Below are 16,957 nucleotides of genomic sequence, written 5' to 3'. Positions count from 1 at the left end.
TATGAAAAGATGATGTAATTTATTTAAATATTTATAAGTGGATTTGGCCTTTGGCATAATAATATCTGCGATTTTTAGGGTTTACAAAAATAGGAGCTAGCGTTAATAAGCCTATCTTTCCGCTCAGCATTACTATTATAATTATAATTTTGGTTATAGTGCCATATTCCGTTGTAAAATCCATACTTAACCCAACAGTTCCAAATGCAGAAATAACTTCAAATAACACTTTTACAAATAGTGTGTCAGCATTTAAAAGACTCAAAATGAAAGTCGTAGCTAGTACATAAATAAATGATAATAAAAATATTGTTAATGCGTTACGTATTGTTTTTTCCGAAATAGTTCTATGGAACAGTGAAGGACGCTCAACATTTCGTAAGCTACTGAATAAAAATACAAGTATTACAGCGAAAGTAGTTACTTTTATACCACCAGCAGCACTTAATGGCGCGCCACCTATGAACATTAGACCCATCATTAGAAGCGCTGTTGATGTGTGAATATTACCCATATCAACACTATTGAATCCAGCAGTACGCGTAGTTACAGATTGGAAAAATGAAGCGCCTAGTTTTTCGATCAATGTCATACCATTTAAGGTATTATATTGTTCTAGAATAAAGAAAAATAGCGCACCAATAGTGATTAAGCCAAGTGTGGTTGCTAGAACTACTTTTGAATGTAAAGATAACTTTGCTAACTTTTTAGAATGAATTAAATCAATTAATACAAAATTACCAATTCCTCCCATTATTATTAATAGGGGAAGCACTGTCATTGTAATAGGATCCTTTGTGAAGTCCATTAGATTGTTTTTGAAAAGTGCAAAACCAGCATTGTTAAAGGCTGATACGGATGTGAACAAACTGACGAAAATACCTTTGCCAACACCGAATTTTGGTATATACGATAAACATAGTAATAACGCTCCAATAAATTCGGTAGATAAACTATAAATTAATAAATGAATAATTAATTTTACTACACCGCCTGGTTCATCAATATTCCAAGTCACCATGAGCAGGTGCCTATTTTTAATAGTTATTTTTTTATTTAAAAATATTAATGTAAGTAAAGTAACGGTTACAATACCTAATCCACCAATCTGAATCAGTAAGAGGATGATAGATTCACCAAGCATATTAAATTGTGATGAAATGTCTATCGTAGATAAACCAGTTACTGTAAAAGCACTGGACGCAATAAATAAAGCATCTATAAAATCTAATGGTTTTTTCCCTGTATAGGGAAGATATAATAAAGCAGCACCAACTAATGTAGTTGATAAAAATAACAAAAGATAAAAATATATAGGTTTATTTATTTTATTCACGTATACAATCTCCTTATGGAACAATTATATTTTGGCTTTTCATTACTTAATAACTAGGAAACTTGATTATAACGTATGCTTTCACGTTAATTTTTTAGAGTTTATGTTAATAGATAATTATAATACGCTTTATTAAAATTTTTTCAATCTTTTTATAGTAATAAAATCAATAAATTTAACTGTCATTTATATCAATGAGAGTAATTGGAATTATATTACATCAGATATTTAAATTTATCGTTTCATGTTGTGGCATAAATTTTTTACAGTAGCTAAATTAAATTCTAACCAAACGATACATAATTATAAAAGAGACGATATAGAAATTGTAAAGCTATCCTAGTCATGATAGATCGAGCGCTTAATATAAAAAGTACACCTCCATTTAAGTGGAAGTGTACTTTTTTGAGTAAAATGATGCATAGCTTTACAATTTTAAGGTTGAATCAAGACGTAATCATATGTCATTGCTTAGCGTTGATCATGTTCGTCTTTGATATCGCCGACAATGTTTTCGAGTATGTTTTCCATAGTAATAATACCTAGGGGCTGCCCATTTTCATCTTCTATGAGTGCGATATGAATTTGGTTGCTCTTCATTTGCTCGAGTACTTGATGATATTTGGTATTGAGACGTATTTTAAGGATATCATGGGTAATGCTTTTTATTGAAGTAACACTGTCGTTTAGCAAATCTTTGGCGTGGATATAACCAATGATATTTGTGTTATTTTCCTTATATACAGGAAATCGAGTATAATGCGCATGACTGATATAAGATTTCGTCTCGCTAATTGACTTGTCTATATTAATTAGCGAAGCATCCTTGATAGGTATATAGCCATCTTGGATAGTCATTTCATCAAAGGCAAATGCACGATTGATATGCGTTAATTCATTCTCAGAAATTTCGCCGCCTTCATGGCTTTCTTTAATAAGTAACTTTAGTTCTTCTTCAGAATGATAAAGTTCACTTTCCTTAGAAGGTTGCATGCCGAACAATTTTAAAATTAAGCGTGCCGAACCGTTGAGTATAAATATAAATGGATAAAATAATTTAGAAAACATAATAATAGGTTTAGCAATTAATAAAGTAAGTTGTTCAGCTTTTTGAATGGCAATCGTCTTAGGCGCCATTTCACCAATTACAACATGCAAGTAAGTGGCAATGATAAAGGCACTAATAAGTGTGAAAATATGGATCATAGTTTCAGACAAGCCTAAGCTACTGAAAAGAGGGTGCAATAAGAACTCAAAGGTTGATTCTCCAACCATACCTATACCTAAAGCAGTGATTGTAATACCTAATTGACAAGCCGCCAAATACTCATCTAAATGAGTGACAACTTTTTGAGCTGCAAGCGCATTTTTATTATTTCCATTGGCCAGTGTATTAATTCTCGATGTTCGCACTTTGACTATTGCGAATTCTGTGGCAACAAAGAAAGCGGTAAGTGCTAATAGAATGATAAATGTAATTAAACTAATAAAGGTTCCCAAAAATTAATTAATTCCTCCGATATAATAAATCTTCAATCTTTAAAAGATTGAAGATTTATTATATAAAAATATATGAATGATTGCTACTGTAACGAATTACACTTTATCTCGTTAAAAATGAAAATCCACAATATATGTTAAAAATAAGGATGAGATAAAAGAAATTAACTAATCTACATTGTAAAATATATGAGTGATTTATATAAATATTAATGACCAGTTTCGCTAATATGACCTAACTTATAACTAATGAAAAATCCTATAATTAATGTTAGTGCTGAAATAAACCACATGAATATAGAAGTAGGTAATCCAGGAAATACTGCATAGAGTGAACCTACCACAAATCCAATAATTAAGGCGTAGGTTAAAGATGTATGATAGTTTAAGAAATATTGTATTGCTTTACTAGATAATAAGAAACCAGCGATAATACCAAGTCCAACTGTTAATAATATGGGCACGGCATTGAAATTGAATGATAAAAATTCTGAAATTGCATACATAATTGTGCCATAAGCTCCAAATACTAGTAGCATAAATGAACCTGAAATACCTGGTAATAACATTGCACTTGAAGCGCAAACTCCAGCGATAAAATATTTAATAAAAAGACTTGTAGAAAATGTTAGCGTTTCACCTGCATGTTTATTACCATTATTTAATAAAGTAATCACTACAATAACGACAATACCCAATACTACTAGCATATAATGCTTAGCTGTAAAAGTTTGTTTGAAGCGTGAAGTTTTTAATAAATATGGAATAATACCTAAAATAAGTCCAACAAAAAAGAATAACGTTGGGATAGGGTGTGTATTTAATAAAAAGTTAATCAACTTACTTAATGAACCAATAGCGATTAACATTCCAAGTACAATGGGAATTAAAAACTTTAAACTTTCCCAAAAACGTTTAGAGAAAATACCACTGATAGAACGTATGAAATCATTATATATGCCTAGCAAAAGGGCGATCGTACCACCACTAACACCAGGAACTAAATCTGAGGTCCCCATAGCGAATCCACGCCATAAATTAGACCATTTAATCTTCGACATATTTATCTCCTTTCTATATAAATTGTATAAATGATATTATCATAAAATTTAAGTATTACAATATTAAAGTGAGTTATTAAACGTAATATATGACTTTAACATGCATTCTATTGTAACAATGACTATACATAGCGAATATTATTGAGAACATCATATCTTAAATTATCAGTTACGAAAATCTTAGTATTGTTATCGAAAATGATTATGTTTTAATAACTATTTTAATTTAGCGCTTGAAAAGGTTTATATTCAAATATAACTACGTTATAATTAGAGGATGTAATTTAGTTTTAGTCTTTTGACTGTAGATTAAAATTATTATAAACTAGTAAAGAAAAACATATCATATATTACGGAGGGAATATGTATGCCATCAACATTAGAAATTAAAGACCTACATGTGTCTATTGAAGATAAAGAGATTCTAAAGGGTGTTAATTTAACAATTAACACGGATGAAATCCATGCAGTTATGGGGCCTAACGGTACAGGTAAATCAACATTATCATCTGCGATTATGGGACACCCTAGCTATGAAGTAACACAAGGTGAAGTATTATTAGACGGCGTTAACATTTTAGAATTAGAAGTTGACGAACGTGCAAAAGCTGGATTGTTCTTAGCAATGCAATATCCATCAGAAATTACAGGCGTTACAAATGCAGAATTCATGCGTTCAGCAATAAATGCGAAACGTGAAGAAGGCGATGAAATAAATTTAATGCAATTCATCAAAAAATTAGATAAAGAGATGGGTTATTTAGATATAGATGAAAATATGGCGCAACGTTATTTAAATGAAGGTTTCTCAGGTGGAGAGAAAAAACGTAATGAAATTTTACAATTAATGATGTTAGAACCAAAATTCGCTATTTTAGATGAAATTGACTCTGGTCTAGATATTGATGCTTTAAAAGTAGTTTCTAAAGGTATCAATAAAATGCGTGGAGAAGCGTTTGGTGCATTAATCATCACTCACTATCAACGTTTATTAGACTATATTACACCAGATCACGTACATGTAATGTTCGGTGGTAAAGTAGTAACTTCAGGAGGACCTGAATTAGCTAAACGTCTTGAAGAAGAAGGTTATGAATGGGTTAAAGAAGAGTTCGGTGCTACAGAATAAGTCTCAACTCATATGTAAATATTAATTTAGATGAAGATTTAAGGTTTGATTTAGATACTATAAACGAATCATACAATCATCAAATGGGAGGAAAAAAGTATGACGACTGAAACTTTGAACATTTCTGAAGCGCAACTAGTTGAATATTCACAAGCCCATAATGAGCCTGCTTGGATGACAGAATTACGTAAAGAAGCGTTGAAATTAACTGAAACTTTAGAAATGCCAAAACCAGATAAAACAAAAATAAATAAATGGGATTTTGACTCATTTAAACAACATGAAACGACAGGAGAAGTTTTCAATGCATTAGATGAATTGCCTGAAGCGGTAAAAGAAATCATTGATATTAAAAATTCTGAAAATTTAATTATACAACATAATAATACGCTTGCATTTACTAAGGTTTCAGAATCAGCAAGCAATGATGGTGTTATTGTTGAAGGTTTATCAGAAGCACTAGTGAATCATCCAGATTTAGTAAAACAACATTTAATGAATGAAACAGTGACTGTAGATGAACATCGCTTAACAGCATTACACACAGCACTTATCAATGGTGGTATTTTTGTATATGTTCCTAAAAATGTAGTTGTAGAACATCCAATTCAATATGTTGTATTACATGATGATGCTGATGCTAGTTTTTATAATCATGTGATTATTACGACTGAAGAAAGTGCAGAAGTCACATATGTAGAAAACTACTTATCAAATGCTGCTAGTGAAGCTGGGCAACTTAATATTATTTCAGAAGTCAATGCAGGTGCAAACTCAAAAATCACTTACGGTTCAGTAGATTACTTAGATAAAGGATTTACTGGTCATATTATTCGCCGTGGTGTCACAGCAGAAGATGCAACGATTAATTGGGCTTTAGGTCTAATGAATGAAGGTAGTCAAATTATTGATAATACTACGAATTTAATTGGCGACCGCTCTGAGAGTGCATTGAAATCTGTAGTAGTTGGTACTGGAGATCAAAAAATTAATTTAACTTCTAAGATTGTACAATATGGTAAAGAAACTAATGGCTATATTTTAAAACATGGTGTAATGCGTGAACATGCATCTACTGTCTTTAATGGAATTGGATATATTAAGCACGGTGGCACGAAATCTGTTGCTAACCAAGAGTCTCGTGTATTAATGCTTTCAGAGCACGCACGTGGAGATGCTAACCCAATATTATTAATTGATGAAGATGATGTAGAAGCAGGACATGCAGCATCAGTTGGGCGTGTAGATCCTGAACAATTATACTACCTTATGAGTCGCGGTATTTCTCAACAAGAGGCAGAACGTTTAGTTATTCATGGTTTCTTAGACCCAGTAGTACGTGAATTACCAATTGAAGATGTAAAACGACAATTAAGTGAAGTCATCGAACTTAAAGTTAATAAATAAACAGTAATCAACCATAGAAGTTAAACTCAAGACAATAGTACTAAAGTGCTAGGAACGGCCAAAGCAACCATTTATAGTGCTTATTATAGATGGTGCTACAGCATGTTCCTATCATATGCTAAGGTCTGATTATAGATTCTTAATTTAGAAAGGTCTGTGGATAATTTGACCGAATTATTAAATGTTAATGAAATTATAAAAGACTTTCCAATTCTTAATCAACAAGTTAATGGCAACAGACTGGCATATTTAGATTCTACAGCGACGAGTCAAACGCCAGTACAAGTGATTGATGCAATTGATGATTACTATAAACGTTATAATTCTAATGTTCATCGTGGTGTTCATACACTTGGCTCTTTAGCTACTGATGGTTACGAAAGCGCCCGTGAAACAGTTAGACGTTTTATTAATGCAAAATATTTTGAAGAAATTATATTTACGCGTGGTACAACTGCAAGTATTAATATTGTTGCGCATAGTTATGGTGATGCTCACATTTCTGAAGGCGATGAAATTGTCGTTACTGAAATGGAACATCATGCGAATATTGTGCCTTGGCAACAATTAGCCAAACGAAAAAATGCAGAATTGAAATTTATTCCTATGACTGAAGATGGAGAATTAAATATCGAGGATGTAAAAGCAACAATAAATGATAACACTAAAATTGTTGCAATCACTCATGTATCTAATGTGCTTGGAACGGTAAATGATATCAAGGCAATTACTGAAGTAGCACACGCACATGGCGCGATTATAAGTGTAGATGGTGCACAAGCTGCCCCTCATATGGACTTAGATATGCAAGACCTAGACGTGGATTTCTATAGTTTTAGTGGTCATAAAATGCTTGGTCCAACAGGTATCGGTGTGTTATATGGTAAACGTCGTTTATTGAAAAACATGGAGCCTATTGAATTTGGCGGTGACATGATTGATTTTGTAGGGAAATATGATGCTTCTTGGGCTGACTTACCTACAAAATTTGAAGCCGGTACACCTTTAATCGCACAAGCAATCGGTTTAGCAGAAGCAATAAAATATCTTGAAAGTTTAGGGTTCGATGCCATTCATCAACATGAAACGATGTTGACACAATATGCTTACGACAAAATGTCTGAAATAGAAGGTATTGAAATATATGGACCTTCTAAAGAACGTCGTGCTGGCGTGATTACGTTTAACATGACTGATGTTCATGCGCATGACGTTGCTACAGCAGTAGATACAGAAGGTGTAGCTGTCAGAGCAGGTCATCATTGTGCACAGCCTCTTATGAAATGGTTGAATCAATCTTCAACAGCACGTGCGAGTTTCTATATATACAACACTAAAGAAGATATTGACCAAATGGTTGAAGCCTTGAAACAAACGAAGGAGTTTTTCTCATATGAATTTTAATAATTTAAATCAGTTGTATCGTTCAGTTATTATGGATCATTATAAAAGCCCGAGAAACAAAGGCACATTAGATAATGGTTCCATGACTGTAGACATGAACAATCCAACATGTGGGGATCGTATTCATCTTACGTTTGATATAGAGGATGGTTTCATTAAAGATGCAAAATTTGATGGAGAAGGTTGCTCAATATCAATGTCTAGTGCTTCTATGATGACTGAAGCTGTTAAGGGTCATTCATTAGCTGAAGCTATGAAAATGAGCCAAGAGTTCACAAAAATGATGCTTGGTGAAGATTTCGAAATTACTGAAGAGATGGGCGACATAGAAGCACTACAAGGTGTATCTCAATTCCCAGCGAGAATCAAGTGTGCTACTTTAGCTTGGAAAGCTTTAGAAAAGGGTACAGTTGAAAAAGAAGGTAACACAGAAGATTAAGTGGAACTGATGCATTGACATCGTGTAATATTCCATTCAAACTAGTAGATACAACAGGGAACTAAATTTAAGAATAATTCAATATAAACAGACTTTCATTACAGTCATTGAAGGTAAAAATACAGTAAATGATCTTGCACACAAGTCGTTTTTAATATATAAAAGGAGTGATTGAAATGGCTAAAAAAGCACCTGATGTTGGAGATTATCAATATGGTTTCCACGATGAAGATGTTTCCATTTTTAGATCAGAACGTGGTTTGACGGAGAATATTGTCCGTGAAATCTCAAACATGAAAGAAGAACCTGAATGGATGCTTAACTATAGATTGAAATCATTAAAACAGTTCTATAAAATGCCGATGCCACAATGGGGCGGAGACTTATCAGAATTAGACTTTGATGATATCACTTATTATGTTAAACCTTCAGAAAATACAGAGCGTTCATGGGATGAAGTACCTGAAGAAATTAAACTTACGTTTGAAAAATTAGGTATACCGGAAGCAGAACAAAAGTATCTTGCTGGGGTTTCAGCGCAATATGAATCAGAAGTTGTTTACCATAACATGGAAAAAGAACTAGAAGATAAAGGTATTATTTTTAAAGATACAGACAGTGCGTTAAGAGAAAATGAAGAATTATTTAGAAAGTATTTCTCAACTGTAGTACCTGCTGCAGATAACAAATTCTCAGCATTAAACTCAGCTGTATGGTCTGGTGGTTCATTCATTTATATTCCTAAGAATGTTAAGTTAGACACACCATTACAAGCATATTTCCGTATTAACTCTGAAAACATGGGTCAATTTGAACGTACATTAATCATTGCTGACGAAGGCGCTTCAGTAAACTATGTAGAAGGTTGTACTGCACCAGTTTACACAACAAGCTCGTTACATTCAGCTGTTGTTGAAATTATCGTACACAAAGATGCACACGTGCGTTATACAACAATTCAAAACTGGGCGAACAACGTTTATAACTTAGTTACTAAACGTACATTAGTATACGAAAATGGTAATATGGAATGGGTTGATGGTAACCTTGGTTCTAAATTAACTATGAAATATCCTAACTGTGTACTTATGGGTGAAGGTGCTAAAGGTAGCACATTGTCTATCGCATTCGCTGGTAAAGGCCAAGTACAAGATGCCGGTGCGAAAATGATTCACAAAGCGCCAAACACATCATCAACAATTGTGTCTAAATCTATTTCTAAAGATGGCGGTAAAGTTGTTTACCGTGGTATCGTGCACTTTGGACGTAAAGCGAAAGGCGCACGTTCAAACATTGAATGTGATACGTTAATCTTAGATAACGAATCTACTTCAGATACGATTCCTTATAATGAGGTATTTAATGATAATATTTCATTAGAGCATGAAGCGAAAGTATCTAAAGTTTCAGAAGAACAATTATTCTATCTAATGAGCCGTGGTATTTCTGAAGAAGAAGCTACTGAAATGATTGTAATGGGCTTCATTGAACCATTCACAAAAGAGCTTCCTATGGAATATGCTGTTGAAATGAACCGTTTGATTAAGTTCGAAATGGAAGGCAGTATCGGTTAGTTTTATAGATTGAAATCTAAAGCTTTCAAATAAATAAAAGCACATGCAATACGATTTTGATAACACTTATGATTGAATGTTATCGGAAACTGTATTGTATTGTGCTTTTTTTATGTTATTCAATTAACTTTTATTGCGTTCATCCAGTTTATTAGCTATGACTTTCAAACATTTTCTAACCTGTATAGATGAAGTGTCCTTAGGTAATTTGTGAGAAAAAATAATGCCGTCTTCTGTTTTGACTGTATAATTAATATTTCTAATGCCTACTTCGTAATCTAAAATTTGCATGTGTTTTATCGCTCCAACTTAATTTAATATTATGATGAAAATTCAAGATGTAAATACATATGGCATTATCAATACCCTCAATACATTAAGGTAAACTTAATTGAATTTCTTTTTAATGCGATGCAACCCAAAAAACTTGCATAATTAATCATCATATAAGGCTTAGTTAACGTAATTTAAAAAAATAAATGCGAAAATAGGATTAACATCATAAAGTGATAATGTTTACAACTTTGTATCTAAGGCGTTTATATAAATTAAAAGACGGGAATCATTTAATAATCTATCAATTTTTAAATACAGTTAATATTAAGGAGTTATGTATTTATGATTATTGTAATAATCATACTTTTATTTGCTTCTTTTTTCTTTTCTGGTAGTGAAACTGCGCTAACTACCGTGAATAGAATAAAGATACAAACAGAAGCTGATCAAGGAAATAACAAGGCAGCACAAGTTAATCAATTATTAACTAAACTGAGTACTGTGTTAACGACTATGCTTATTGGGAAGAATATATCAAAAGTTATTCTAGCAGCACTTGTAACGATTATAGCGATAAGGTCGGGTGTAAAGGTTGGAATACTTGCTGCCCTAATCACAGTGATCGTCATTGCGATATTAGAAGTAATTGCTAAATCATTTGCCGCGGCAAATCCTTATAAAACTTCACATTTAGTTTATGCACCTGTTTCTTTTTTTGTTGTGGTTTTTATGCCTATGACTAAAGTACTTAACGTTATTGCAGGCATAGTTAATAATATTATAGATGGTAGGCAAGAGAATCATGATTTTTCAAAAGATGCACTTAGACACATGCTCGCAATTGCAGATAGAGAAGGTGCATTAAATGAAATGGAACGAGAACGCATTCAAGGTGTTATGAATTTTGAAAAGCTAAAAATTAAAGATATTAGTACAACGCCAAGAATTAATGTAACTGCGTTCCCTTCTAATATTTCATATGAAGAGGCATATGATGTGATTATCTCTAAACCTTATACGCGCTATCCTGTGTATGGAAACGATATGGATCATATTATTGGGGTTTTTCATTCGAAATATTTATTAGCATGGAGTAGAGAGACTTCGAACGATATTTTACAATACACGTCGGAGCCCTTGTTTGTGAATGAGCATAACAAGGCAGAATGGGTGTTAAGAAAAATGACAGTAGCACGTAAGCATTTAGCTATCGTATTAGATGAGTATGGAGGTACAGATGCAATAGTGTCACACGAAGACTTAATAGAAGAAATGTTAGGTATGGAAATAGAAGATGAGATGGATGAAGAGGAAAAAGAAAAGCTTAAACATCAAATGAAAGCATACAATAATAAATGATGAATATATTTATGTTATGAATGTGAGATATGTTTTAAAAGGAGTGTATGACATGAAGTTATCAACACGAATCACTGATTTGTTAGGCATTGAATACCCAATAATACAAGCAGGGATGGCTGGTAGTACAACACCAGAATTAGTTGCAACAGTGAGTAACTCTGGCAGCTTAGGAACAATAGGTGCAGGCTACTTCAATTCTGAAAAACTTGAACAAGAAATCACACGTGTTCAAGCGTTAACAGATTTGCCGTTTGCAGTAAATTTATTTGTACCAAGTGAAAAATTATATATTCCAGAAAAAATTGAACACATGAATGCTTGGTTGAGACCGTATCGACGTGCGTTTAATTTAGAAGAACCTGTACTAAATATTAGTGAGGAACAGGTGTTTAATAAAGCAATTGATATTGTGATTGATAAAGGTGTGAAGATTGTTTCTTTTACGTTTGGCATTCCTAACCAAGCAGTTATAAAAAAATTGAAAGCGCACAATATTATTATAATAGGTACTGCGACTTCAGTTGAAGAAGCGATTGCGAATGAAAGTGCAAACATGGATGTAGTCATTGCACAAGGCAGTGAGGCAGGTGGGCATCGAGGTTCGTTTACCAGAACATCCAATAACCAAATGCCTTTAGTCGGTACGATGTCACTCGTTCCACAAATTGTTGATAATGTAAATATTCCGGTGATTGCTGCTGGTGGAATTATGGATGGAAGAGGCTTAGTAGCAGGATTAGTATTAGGCGCACAAGCTGTACAAATGGGCACCGGTTTCCTCACAACGGAAGAAAGTGCAGCTACTGAATTATATAAAAATGCTATCAAGCAAAGTTTAGAAACAGATACAGTCGTTACTAACGTCTTTAGTGGTAAACCAGCACGTGGTATTGATAATGAATTTATTCATAATATGGAAGGTTATAATGACGATATTCCAGATTATCCAATTCAAAATCAATTGACAAATGCTATTCGCAAAGCTGCAGCTAAAGAAGGGAATGCACAGTGGACGCATTTATGGAGTGGACAAAGTCCAAGATTAGCACAACGCCTTTCGGCAGCATTATTGATTGAAAAAGTTGTGAAAGAAGCTGAAAATATACTTCAGCAATAGCATATATAATGTCTTAAACAAAGCAAATTGAAATGAAATAACGTTTTAAATATATAATAAAATGGCTGCTAATACATGATGTAATTAGCGCCATTTTTATTAATATCTAATCATACATAATGAGAAGCCCAGTATTGATTTATAGAAAGTTATGAAAGCATAGTTCTATTTCTTTAAGTTAACGTAAATTGAATTTAATCTAGTGAATCCGATAAAACATCTGTGGTATCATTAATTTGGTGATAATATGATAAATATTGGATTAACAGGTTGGGGAGATCATGATACCTTATATGAAGATTTGCAACGTAAATCAGATAAGCTAATTACATATGCAAGTCATTTTCCTATAGTGGAATTAGATGCTACTTATTACGCAATTCAGCCTGAAAGAAATATAAAAAAATGGATAAGAGAAACACCTAAACGTTTTGAATTTATAGTTAAAATTCATCAAGCTTTAACATTACATGCAGACTATCATGATTACGCAGAAACACGCCAAGAATTATTTAATCAGTTTAAAGCTATGCTTCAACCGCTTCAAGAAGAAAGTAAGCTCGCAATGGTATTAGTACAATTTCCACCTTGGTTTGATTGCTCAGTGCAAAATATTACATATATCCGTTACGTCCGAGAACAATTAAAATCATTTCCTATCTGTGTAGAATTTAGACATCAATCATGGTTCAATGAAACATATAAAGAGGAAACATTAGCATTTTTAACACAGCAACAAATTATACATGCTGTTTGTGATGAACCACAGGCGGGTCAAGGCTCCGTACCGCTAGTTAATAGAATTACACACGATACTGCTTTTGTACGTTACCATGGACGCAATGTGCACGGATGGACGAAGAAAGATATGACTGATGAGGCGTGGAGAGATGTCAGATATCTTTATGACTATAGCCAGCAAGAATTAGAAGCTTTAGTAAACAAAGTGAAAGTATTAGAGCATAAAGCAAAAAAGATTTACGTTGTATTTAACAATAATTCCGGTGGACATGCAGCACAAAATGCCAAAACATATCAAAAGATATTGGGAATTGATTATAAAGGTTTAGCACCACAGCAATTAAAATTATTTTAGGAGCGATAAAATGTTAACTATAGTATTATTGATCATAATTGGTGGCTTATCAGCAATTATTGGGTCATTAGTAGGTATTGGCGGTGGAATCATCATCGTGCCTACGCTCGTTTATCTCGGCGTAGATAATGATTTACTCCAAGGCATTACACCACAAATAGCAATAGGAACGTCATCTGTAATATTAATTGTGACAGGTCTATCATCTACGTTAGGTTATTTGAAAACAAAGCAAGTCGATGTGAAAAATGGATCTATATTTTTAATTGGTTTGTTACCAGGGTCGCTCATTGGCTCAATACTAAGTCGTTATTTAACATTAGAATCATTTAACCTATATTTTGGTATATTTTTAATATTTGTAGCTATATTACTAATGATAAGAAACAAAATTAAACCATTGAAAGTTTTTGATAAACCCAAGTATCAACGTACATATGTCGATGGTAATGGGACAACCTATCACTATAGTGTACCACCTGTTATTGCATTTATAGCAACACTATTCATTGGTATTTTAACGGGATTATTTGGAATTGGTGGGGGAGCATTAATGACCCCATTAATGCTCATCGTATTTAGGTTCCCACCTCATGTTGCAGTTGGAACAAGTATGATGATGATATTCTTCTCAAGTGTGATGAGTTCGGTAGGTCATATAGCGCTCGGACATGTGGCGTGGATTTATTCTATCGTCTTAATCATAGCTAGTTATTTTGGTGCTAAAATAGGTGTGAAAGTTAACCATTCTATTCAATCATCTACAGTTGTAAATCTATTGCGTACAGTCATGTTGTTAATGGGTATATATTTAATAATAAAAGCATTTTTATAAGTATTAGAGGAGGGAATTAGAGATGGAGTTAACGATTTATCATACTAATGATATACACAGTCATCTACATGAATACGCACGTATTTCAGCTTATTTAGCTGAGGCAAGACCGAAGTTGGATCATCCCTCTCTTTATTTAGATATCGGCGACCATGTTGATTTATCTGCGCCAGTCACAGAGGCTACAATGGGTATTAAAAATGTAGAGTTGTTAAATCAAGCACAATGTGATCTTGCAACGATTGGTAACAATGAAGGCATGACGATTTCACATGATGCGCTAAATACGCTATACGATAAAGCAAATTTTCATGTAACATGTTCAAATGTTTTTGATGAGCAGGGACGTTTACCCCATAATATGTCGTCTTCTTACATTAAAGAAATTGAAGGTGTGCGAATTTTATTTATTGCTGCTACAGCTCCGTTTACACCGTTTTACCGTGCTTTAGATTGGGTAGTAACCAATCCATTAGAAGCAATTAAGGATGAAGTGCAAGCCAATGAAGGCGCATATGATTTACTTATAATTATGAGTCATGTAGGTGTATTCTTTGATGAAAAATTATGTCAAGAGATTCCAGAGATTGACTTGATTTTAGGGAGTCACACACATCATTATTTTGAACAGGGTGAAATGAATAATGGTGTATTAATGGCTGCAGCGGGTAAATATGGTTACTTTTTAGGTGAAGTGACATTAGAAATTGAAAATAAAAGCGTTGTGAACAAAGTAGCTAAGTTGCATCCGGTTGAAACATTACCAGACTTTGAAACAAATTTTGAAGCTGAGGGCAAGGCGCTTTTAAGTGATGCTATTATCAATCGTCCTGTGAATTTACCTAGAAAGACGAATGTCATTTCACAAACGGCATATATGTTAGCTGAAAGTGTATTTGAATTTACTAATGCTGATTGTACAATTATTAACGCTGGCCTTATTGTTAAGGATGTTATTGCAGATGAAGTGACAGAATATGACATTCATCAAATGTTACCACATCCTATCAATGTCGTACGTATTAAACTGAACGGGCAAGAATTAAAAAATGTAATATTAAAAAGCCAAAAACAAGAATATATTAATGAACATGCGCAAGGATTAGGGTTTAGAGGTGATATCTTTGGAGGATATATTCTGTATAATTTAGGCTTTATTGAATCAGAATCAAAGTATTTTATAAACGGTGAAGAGATTGATGACGAAACTACATATATATTGGGAACTATAGATATGTATACCTTTGGTCGTTACTTTCCAACACTCAAAGACCAACCGACAGATTATTTAATGCCCGAGTTTTTAAGAGATATATTTAAAGAGAAATTACTAGAATATTAAATTATAACCGATTTACGTTTTAATTTAGTGAAAATTTCGTTATAATGAGTAGAGATTTCAAATCAGGAGGATTGTGCGGTTATGGCTACTAAAAATGAAGAAATTTTACGTAAACCAGATTGGCTGAAAATAAAGCTGAACACAAACGAAAACTACACTGGTCTTAAGAAAATGATGCGTGAAAAGAATTTACACACAGTTTGCGAAGAAGCAAAATGTCCGAATATACATGAATGTTGGGGAGAACGACGTACTGCTACTTTTATGATTTTAGGTGCAGTGTGTACACGTGCTTGTCGCTTTTGTGCAGTAAAGACTGGCTTGCCGAACGAATTAGATTTAGACGAACCAGAACGTGTAGCTGAATCTGTTGAATTAATGAACTTGAAACATGTTGTAATTACAGCAGTAGCACGTGATGATTTAAGAGATGCTGGTTCTAACGTATATGCAGAAACAGTACGTAAAGTACGTGAACGTAATCCGTTTACTTCAATTGAAATTTTACCTTCTGATATGGGTGGAGATTTTGAAGCTTTAGAAACGTTAATGGCTTCGAAACCAGATATACTTAACCACAATATCGAAACCGTACGCCGCTTAACGCCAAGAGTTCGTGCGCGAGCGACTTACGATCGTACATTAGAATTCTTAAGACGTTCAAAAGAATTACAACCAGATATTCCAACGAAATCTAGTTTGATGGTTGGATTAGGTGAGACACACGAAGAAATTTATGAAACAATGGATGACTTACGTGCAAATGATGTAGATATTTTAACTATTGGACAATATTTGCAACCTTCACGCAAACATTTAAAAGTTGAAAAATACTACACACCACTAGAATTTGGTAAATTAAGAAAAATAGCAATGGACAAAGGTTTTAAACATTGCCAAGCTGGACCTCTTGTGCGTAGTTCATATCATGCTGATGAGCAAGTTAATGAAGCAGCAAAAGAGAGACAACGTTTAGGTGAAGAACAGTTGAATCAAGAGACAAATTTATAATAATTTAAGATAGAAACCAAAGACTTAGTTCAATGAAGAATTATGCTTCAATACAGCGTATTCTTGTG

General features: G+C 33.3%; 14 protein-coding genes. 11 read left to right on the top strand and 3 right to left on the bottom strand.

The genetic code is table 11. The features are described from left to right. Window positions 1-31 precede the first annotated feature (31 nt). The 3 genes from PYW31_RS09780 to popT form a co-directional block, all read right to left on the bottom strand. Window positions 32-1,336: a TrkH family potassium uptake protein gene (locus PYW31_RS09780; protein WP_046837280.1), complete on the bottom strand. Its 1,305-nt coding sequence runs from the start codon at window positions 1,334-1,336 to the stop codon at window positions 32-34. Between the two features lie 471 nt (window positions 1,337-1,807). Continuing rightward, entirely contained in the window at window positions 1,808-2,836 is a 1,029-nt protein-coding gene (locus PYW31_RS09775) for a hemolysin family protein (RefSeq protein ID WP_046837281.1), read from the bottom strand. A gap of 209 nt (window positions 2,837-3,045) precedes the next feature. Continuing rightward, window positions 3,046-3,897 carry a polyprenyl-phosphate transporter PopT gene (gene popT / locus PYW31_RS09770; RefSeq protein WP_046837282.1) on the bottom strand — a complete coding sequence of 284 codons (852 nt, stop codon included), beginning with the start codon at window positions 3,895-3,897 and terminating at the stop codon, window positions 3,046-3,048. 367 nt (window positions 3,898-4,264) lie between these two features. Between popT and sufC the strand changes: the two genes are divergently transcribed. From sufC to lipA, 11 genes are all read left to right on the top strand, one after another. After that, window positions 4,265-5,026, top strand: coding sequence for a Fe-S cluster assembly ATPase SufC (gene sufC / locus PYW31_RS09765; RefSeq protein ID WP_046837283.1), 762 nt, complete (start codon window positions 4,265-4,267; stop codon window positions 5,024-5,026). A 99-nt stretch (window positions 5,027-5,125) separates the two neighbouring features. Then, window positions 5,126-6,433, top strand: a complete 1,308-nt coding sequence (gene sufD, locus PYW31_RS09760; RefSeq protein ID WP_046837284.1) for a Fe-S cluster assembly protein SufD — start codon at window positions 5,126-5,128, stop codon at window positions 6,431-6,433. A gap of 165 nt (window positions 6,434-6,598) precedes the next feature. After that, entirely contained in the window at window positions 6,599-7,837 is a 1,239-nt protein-coding gene (locus PYW31_RS09755; protein ID WP_046837295.1) for a cysteine desulfurase, read from the top strand. Further along, on the top strand, window positions 7,827-8,276 hold the full coding sequence (gene sufU / locus PYW31_RS09750; RefSeq protein ID WP_046837285.1) for a Fe-S cluster assembly sulfur transfer protein SufU: 450 nt from the start codon (window positions 7,827-7,829) through the stop codon (window positions 8,274-8,276). Before PYW31_RS09755 ends, sufU begins: the two co-directional genes overlap by 11 nt. A 176-nt stretch (window positions 8,277-8,452) precedes the next feature. Continuing rightward, a complete protein-coding gene (gene sufB, locus PYW31_RS09745; protein ID WP_046837286.1) occupies window positions 8,453-9,850 on the top strand; it encodes a Fe-S cluster assembly protein SufB in 1,398 nt (465 codons plus the stop codon). A gap of 618 nt (window positions 9,851-10,468) precedes the next feature. After that, window positions 10,469-11,485: a hemolysin family protein gene (locus tag PYW31_RS09740; protein WP_046837287.1), complete on the top strand. Its 1,017-nt coding sequence runs from the start codon at window positions 10,469-10,471 to the stop codon at window positions 11,483-11,485. Window positions 11,486-11,537: 52 nt separating this feature from the next. Continuing rightward, window positions 11,538-12,605, top strand: a complete 1,068-nt coding sequence (locus PYW31_RS09735) for an NAD(P)H-dependent flavin oxidoreductase (protein ID WP_046837288.1) — start codon at window positions 11,538-11,540, stop codon at window positions 12,603-12,605. 247 nt (window positions 12,606-12,852) lie between these two features. Continuing rightward, window positions 12,853-13,701, top strand: coding sequence for a DUF72 domain-containing protein (locus PYW31_RS09730; RefSeq protein WP_063410201.1), 849 nt, complete (start codon window positions 12,853-12,855; stop codon window positions 13,699-13,701). Window positions 13,702-13,711: 10 nt separating this feature from the next. Then, a complete protein-coding gene (locus PYW31_RS09725) occupies window positions 13,712-14,536 on the top strand; it encodes a sulfite exporter TauE/SafE family protein (protein ID WP_046837297.1) in 825 nt (274 codons plus the stop codon). A 22-nt stretch (window positions 14,537-14,558) separates the two neighbouring features. Further along, complete coding sequence (locus tag PYW31_RS09720) at window positions 14,559-15,878, top strand: bifunctional metallophosphatase/5'-nucleotidase (protein WP_046837298.1); 1,320 nt, start codon at window positions 14,559-14,561, stop codon at window positions 15,876-15,878. 81 nt (window positions 15,879-15,959) lie between these two features. Next, window positions 15,960-16,889, top strand: coding sequence for a lipoyl synthase (gene lipA, locus PYW31_RS09715; RefSeq protein ID WP_046837299.1), 930 nt, complete (start codon window positions 15,960-15,962; stop codon window positions 16,887-16,889). Window positions 16,890-16,957 lie beyond the last annotated feature (68 nt).

The organism is Staphylococcus succinus (genome assembly GCF_029024945.1).
In the GTDB taxonomy this organism is placed as follows: domain Bacteria; phylum Bacillota; class Bacilli; order Staphylococcales; family Staphylococcaceae; genus Staphylococcus; species Staphylococcus succinus.
Note: the sequence above shows the minus strand (reverse complement) of the source record. Positions and strands in the feature narration are given on the sequence as shown.

What these genes read in the sequence shown, in the direction of transcription:
- sufU (WP_046837285.1), top strand. Translation starts at nt 7,827, where the DNA reads ATGAATTTTAATAATTTAAATCAGTTGTATCGTTCAGTTATTATGGAT.
- sufB (WP_046837286.1), top strand. Translation starts at nt 8,453, where the DNA reads ATGGCTAAAAAAGCACCTGATGTTGGAGATTATCAATATGGTTTCCAC.
- PYW31_RS09720 (WP_046837298.1), top strand. Translation starts at nt 14,559, where the DNA reads ATGGAGTTAACGATTTATCATACTAATGATATACACAGTCATCTACAT.
- PYW31_RS09740 (WP_046837287.1), top strand. Translation starts at nt 10,469, where the DNA reads ATGATTATTGTAATAATCATACTTTTATTTGCTTCTTTTTTCTTTTCT.
- PYW31_RS09730 (WP_063410201.1), top strand. Translation starts at nt 12,853, where the DNA reads ATGATAAATATTGGATTAACAGGTTGGGGAGATCATGATACCTTATAT.
- PYW31_RS09735 (WP_046837288.1), top strand. Translation starts at nt 11,538, where the DNA reads ATGAAGTTATCAACACGAATCACTGATTTGTTAGGCATTGAATACCCA.
- sufD (WP_046837284.1), top strand. Translation starts at nt 5,126, where the DNA reads ATGACGACTGAAACTTTGAACATTTCTGAAGCGCAACTAGTTGAATAT.
- lipA (WP_046837299.1), top strand. Translation starts at nt 15,960, where the DNA reads ATGGCTACTAAAAATGAAGAAATTTTACGTAAACCAGATTGGCTGAAA.
- PYW31_RS09725 (WP_046837297.1), top strand. Translation starts at nt 13,712, where the DNA reads ATGTTAACTATAGTATTATTGATCATAATTGGTGGCTTATCAGCAATT.
- popT (WP_046837282.1), bottom strand. Translation starts at nt 3,897, where the DNA reads ATGTCGAAGATTAAATGGTCTAATTTATGGCGTGGATTCGCTATGGGG.
- sufC (WP_046837283.1), top strand. Translation starts at nt 4,265, where the DNA reads ATGCCATCAACATTAGAAATTAAAGACCTACATGTGTCTATTGAAGAT.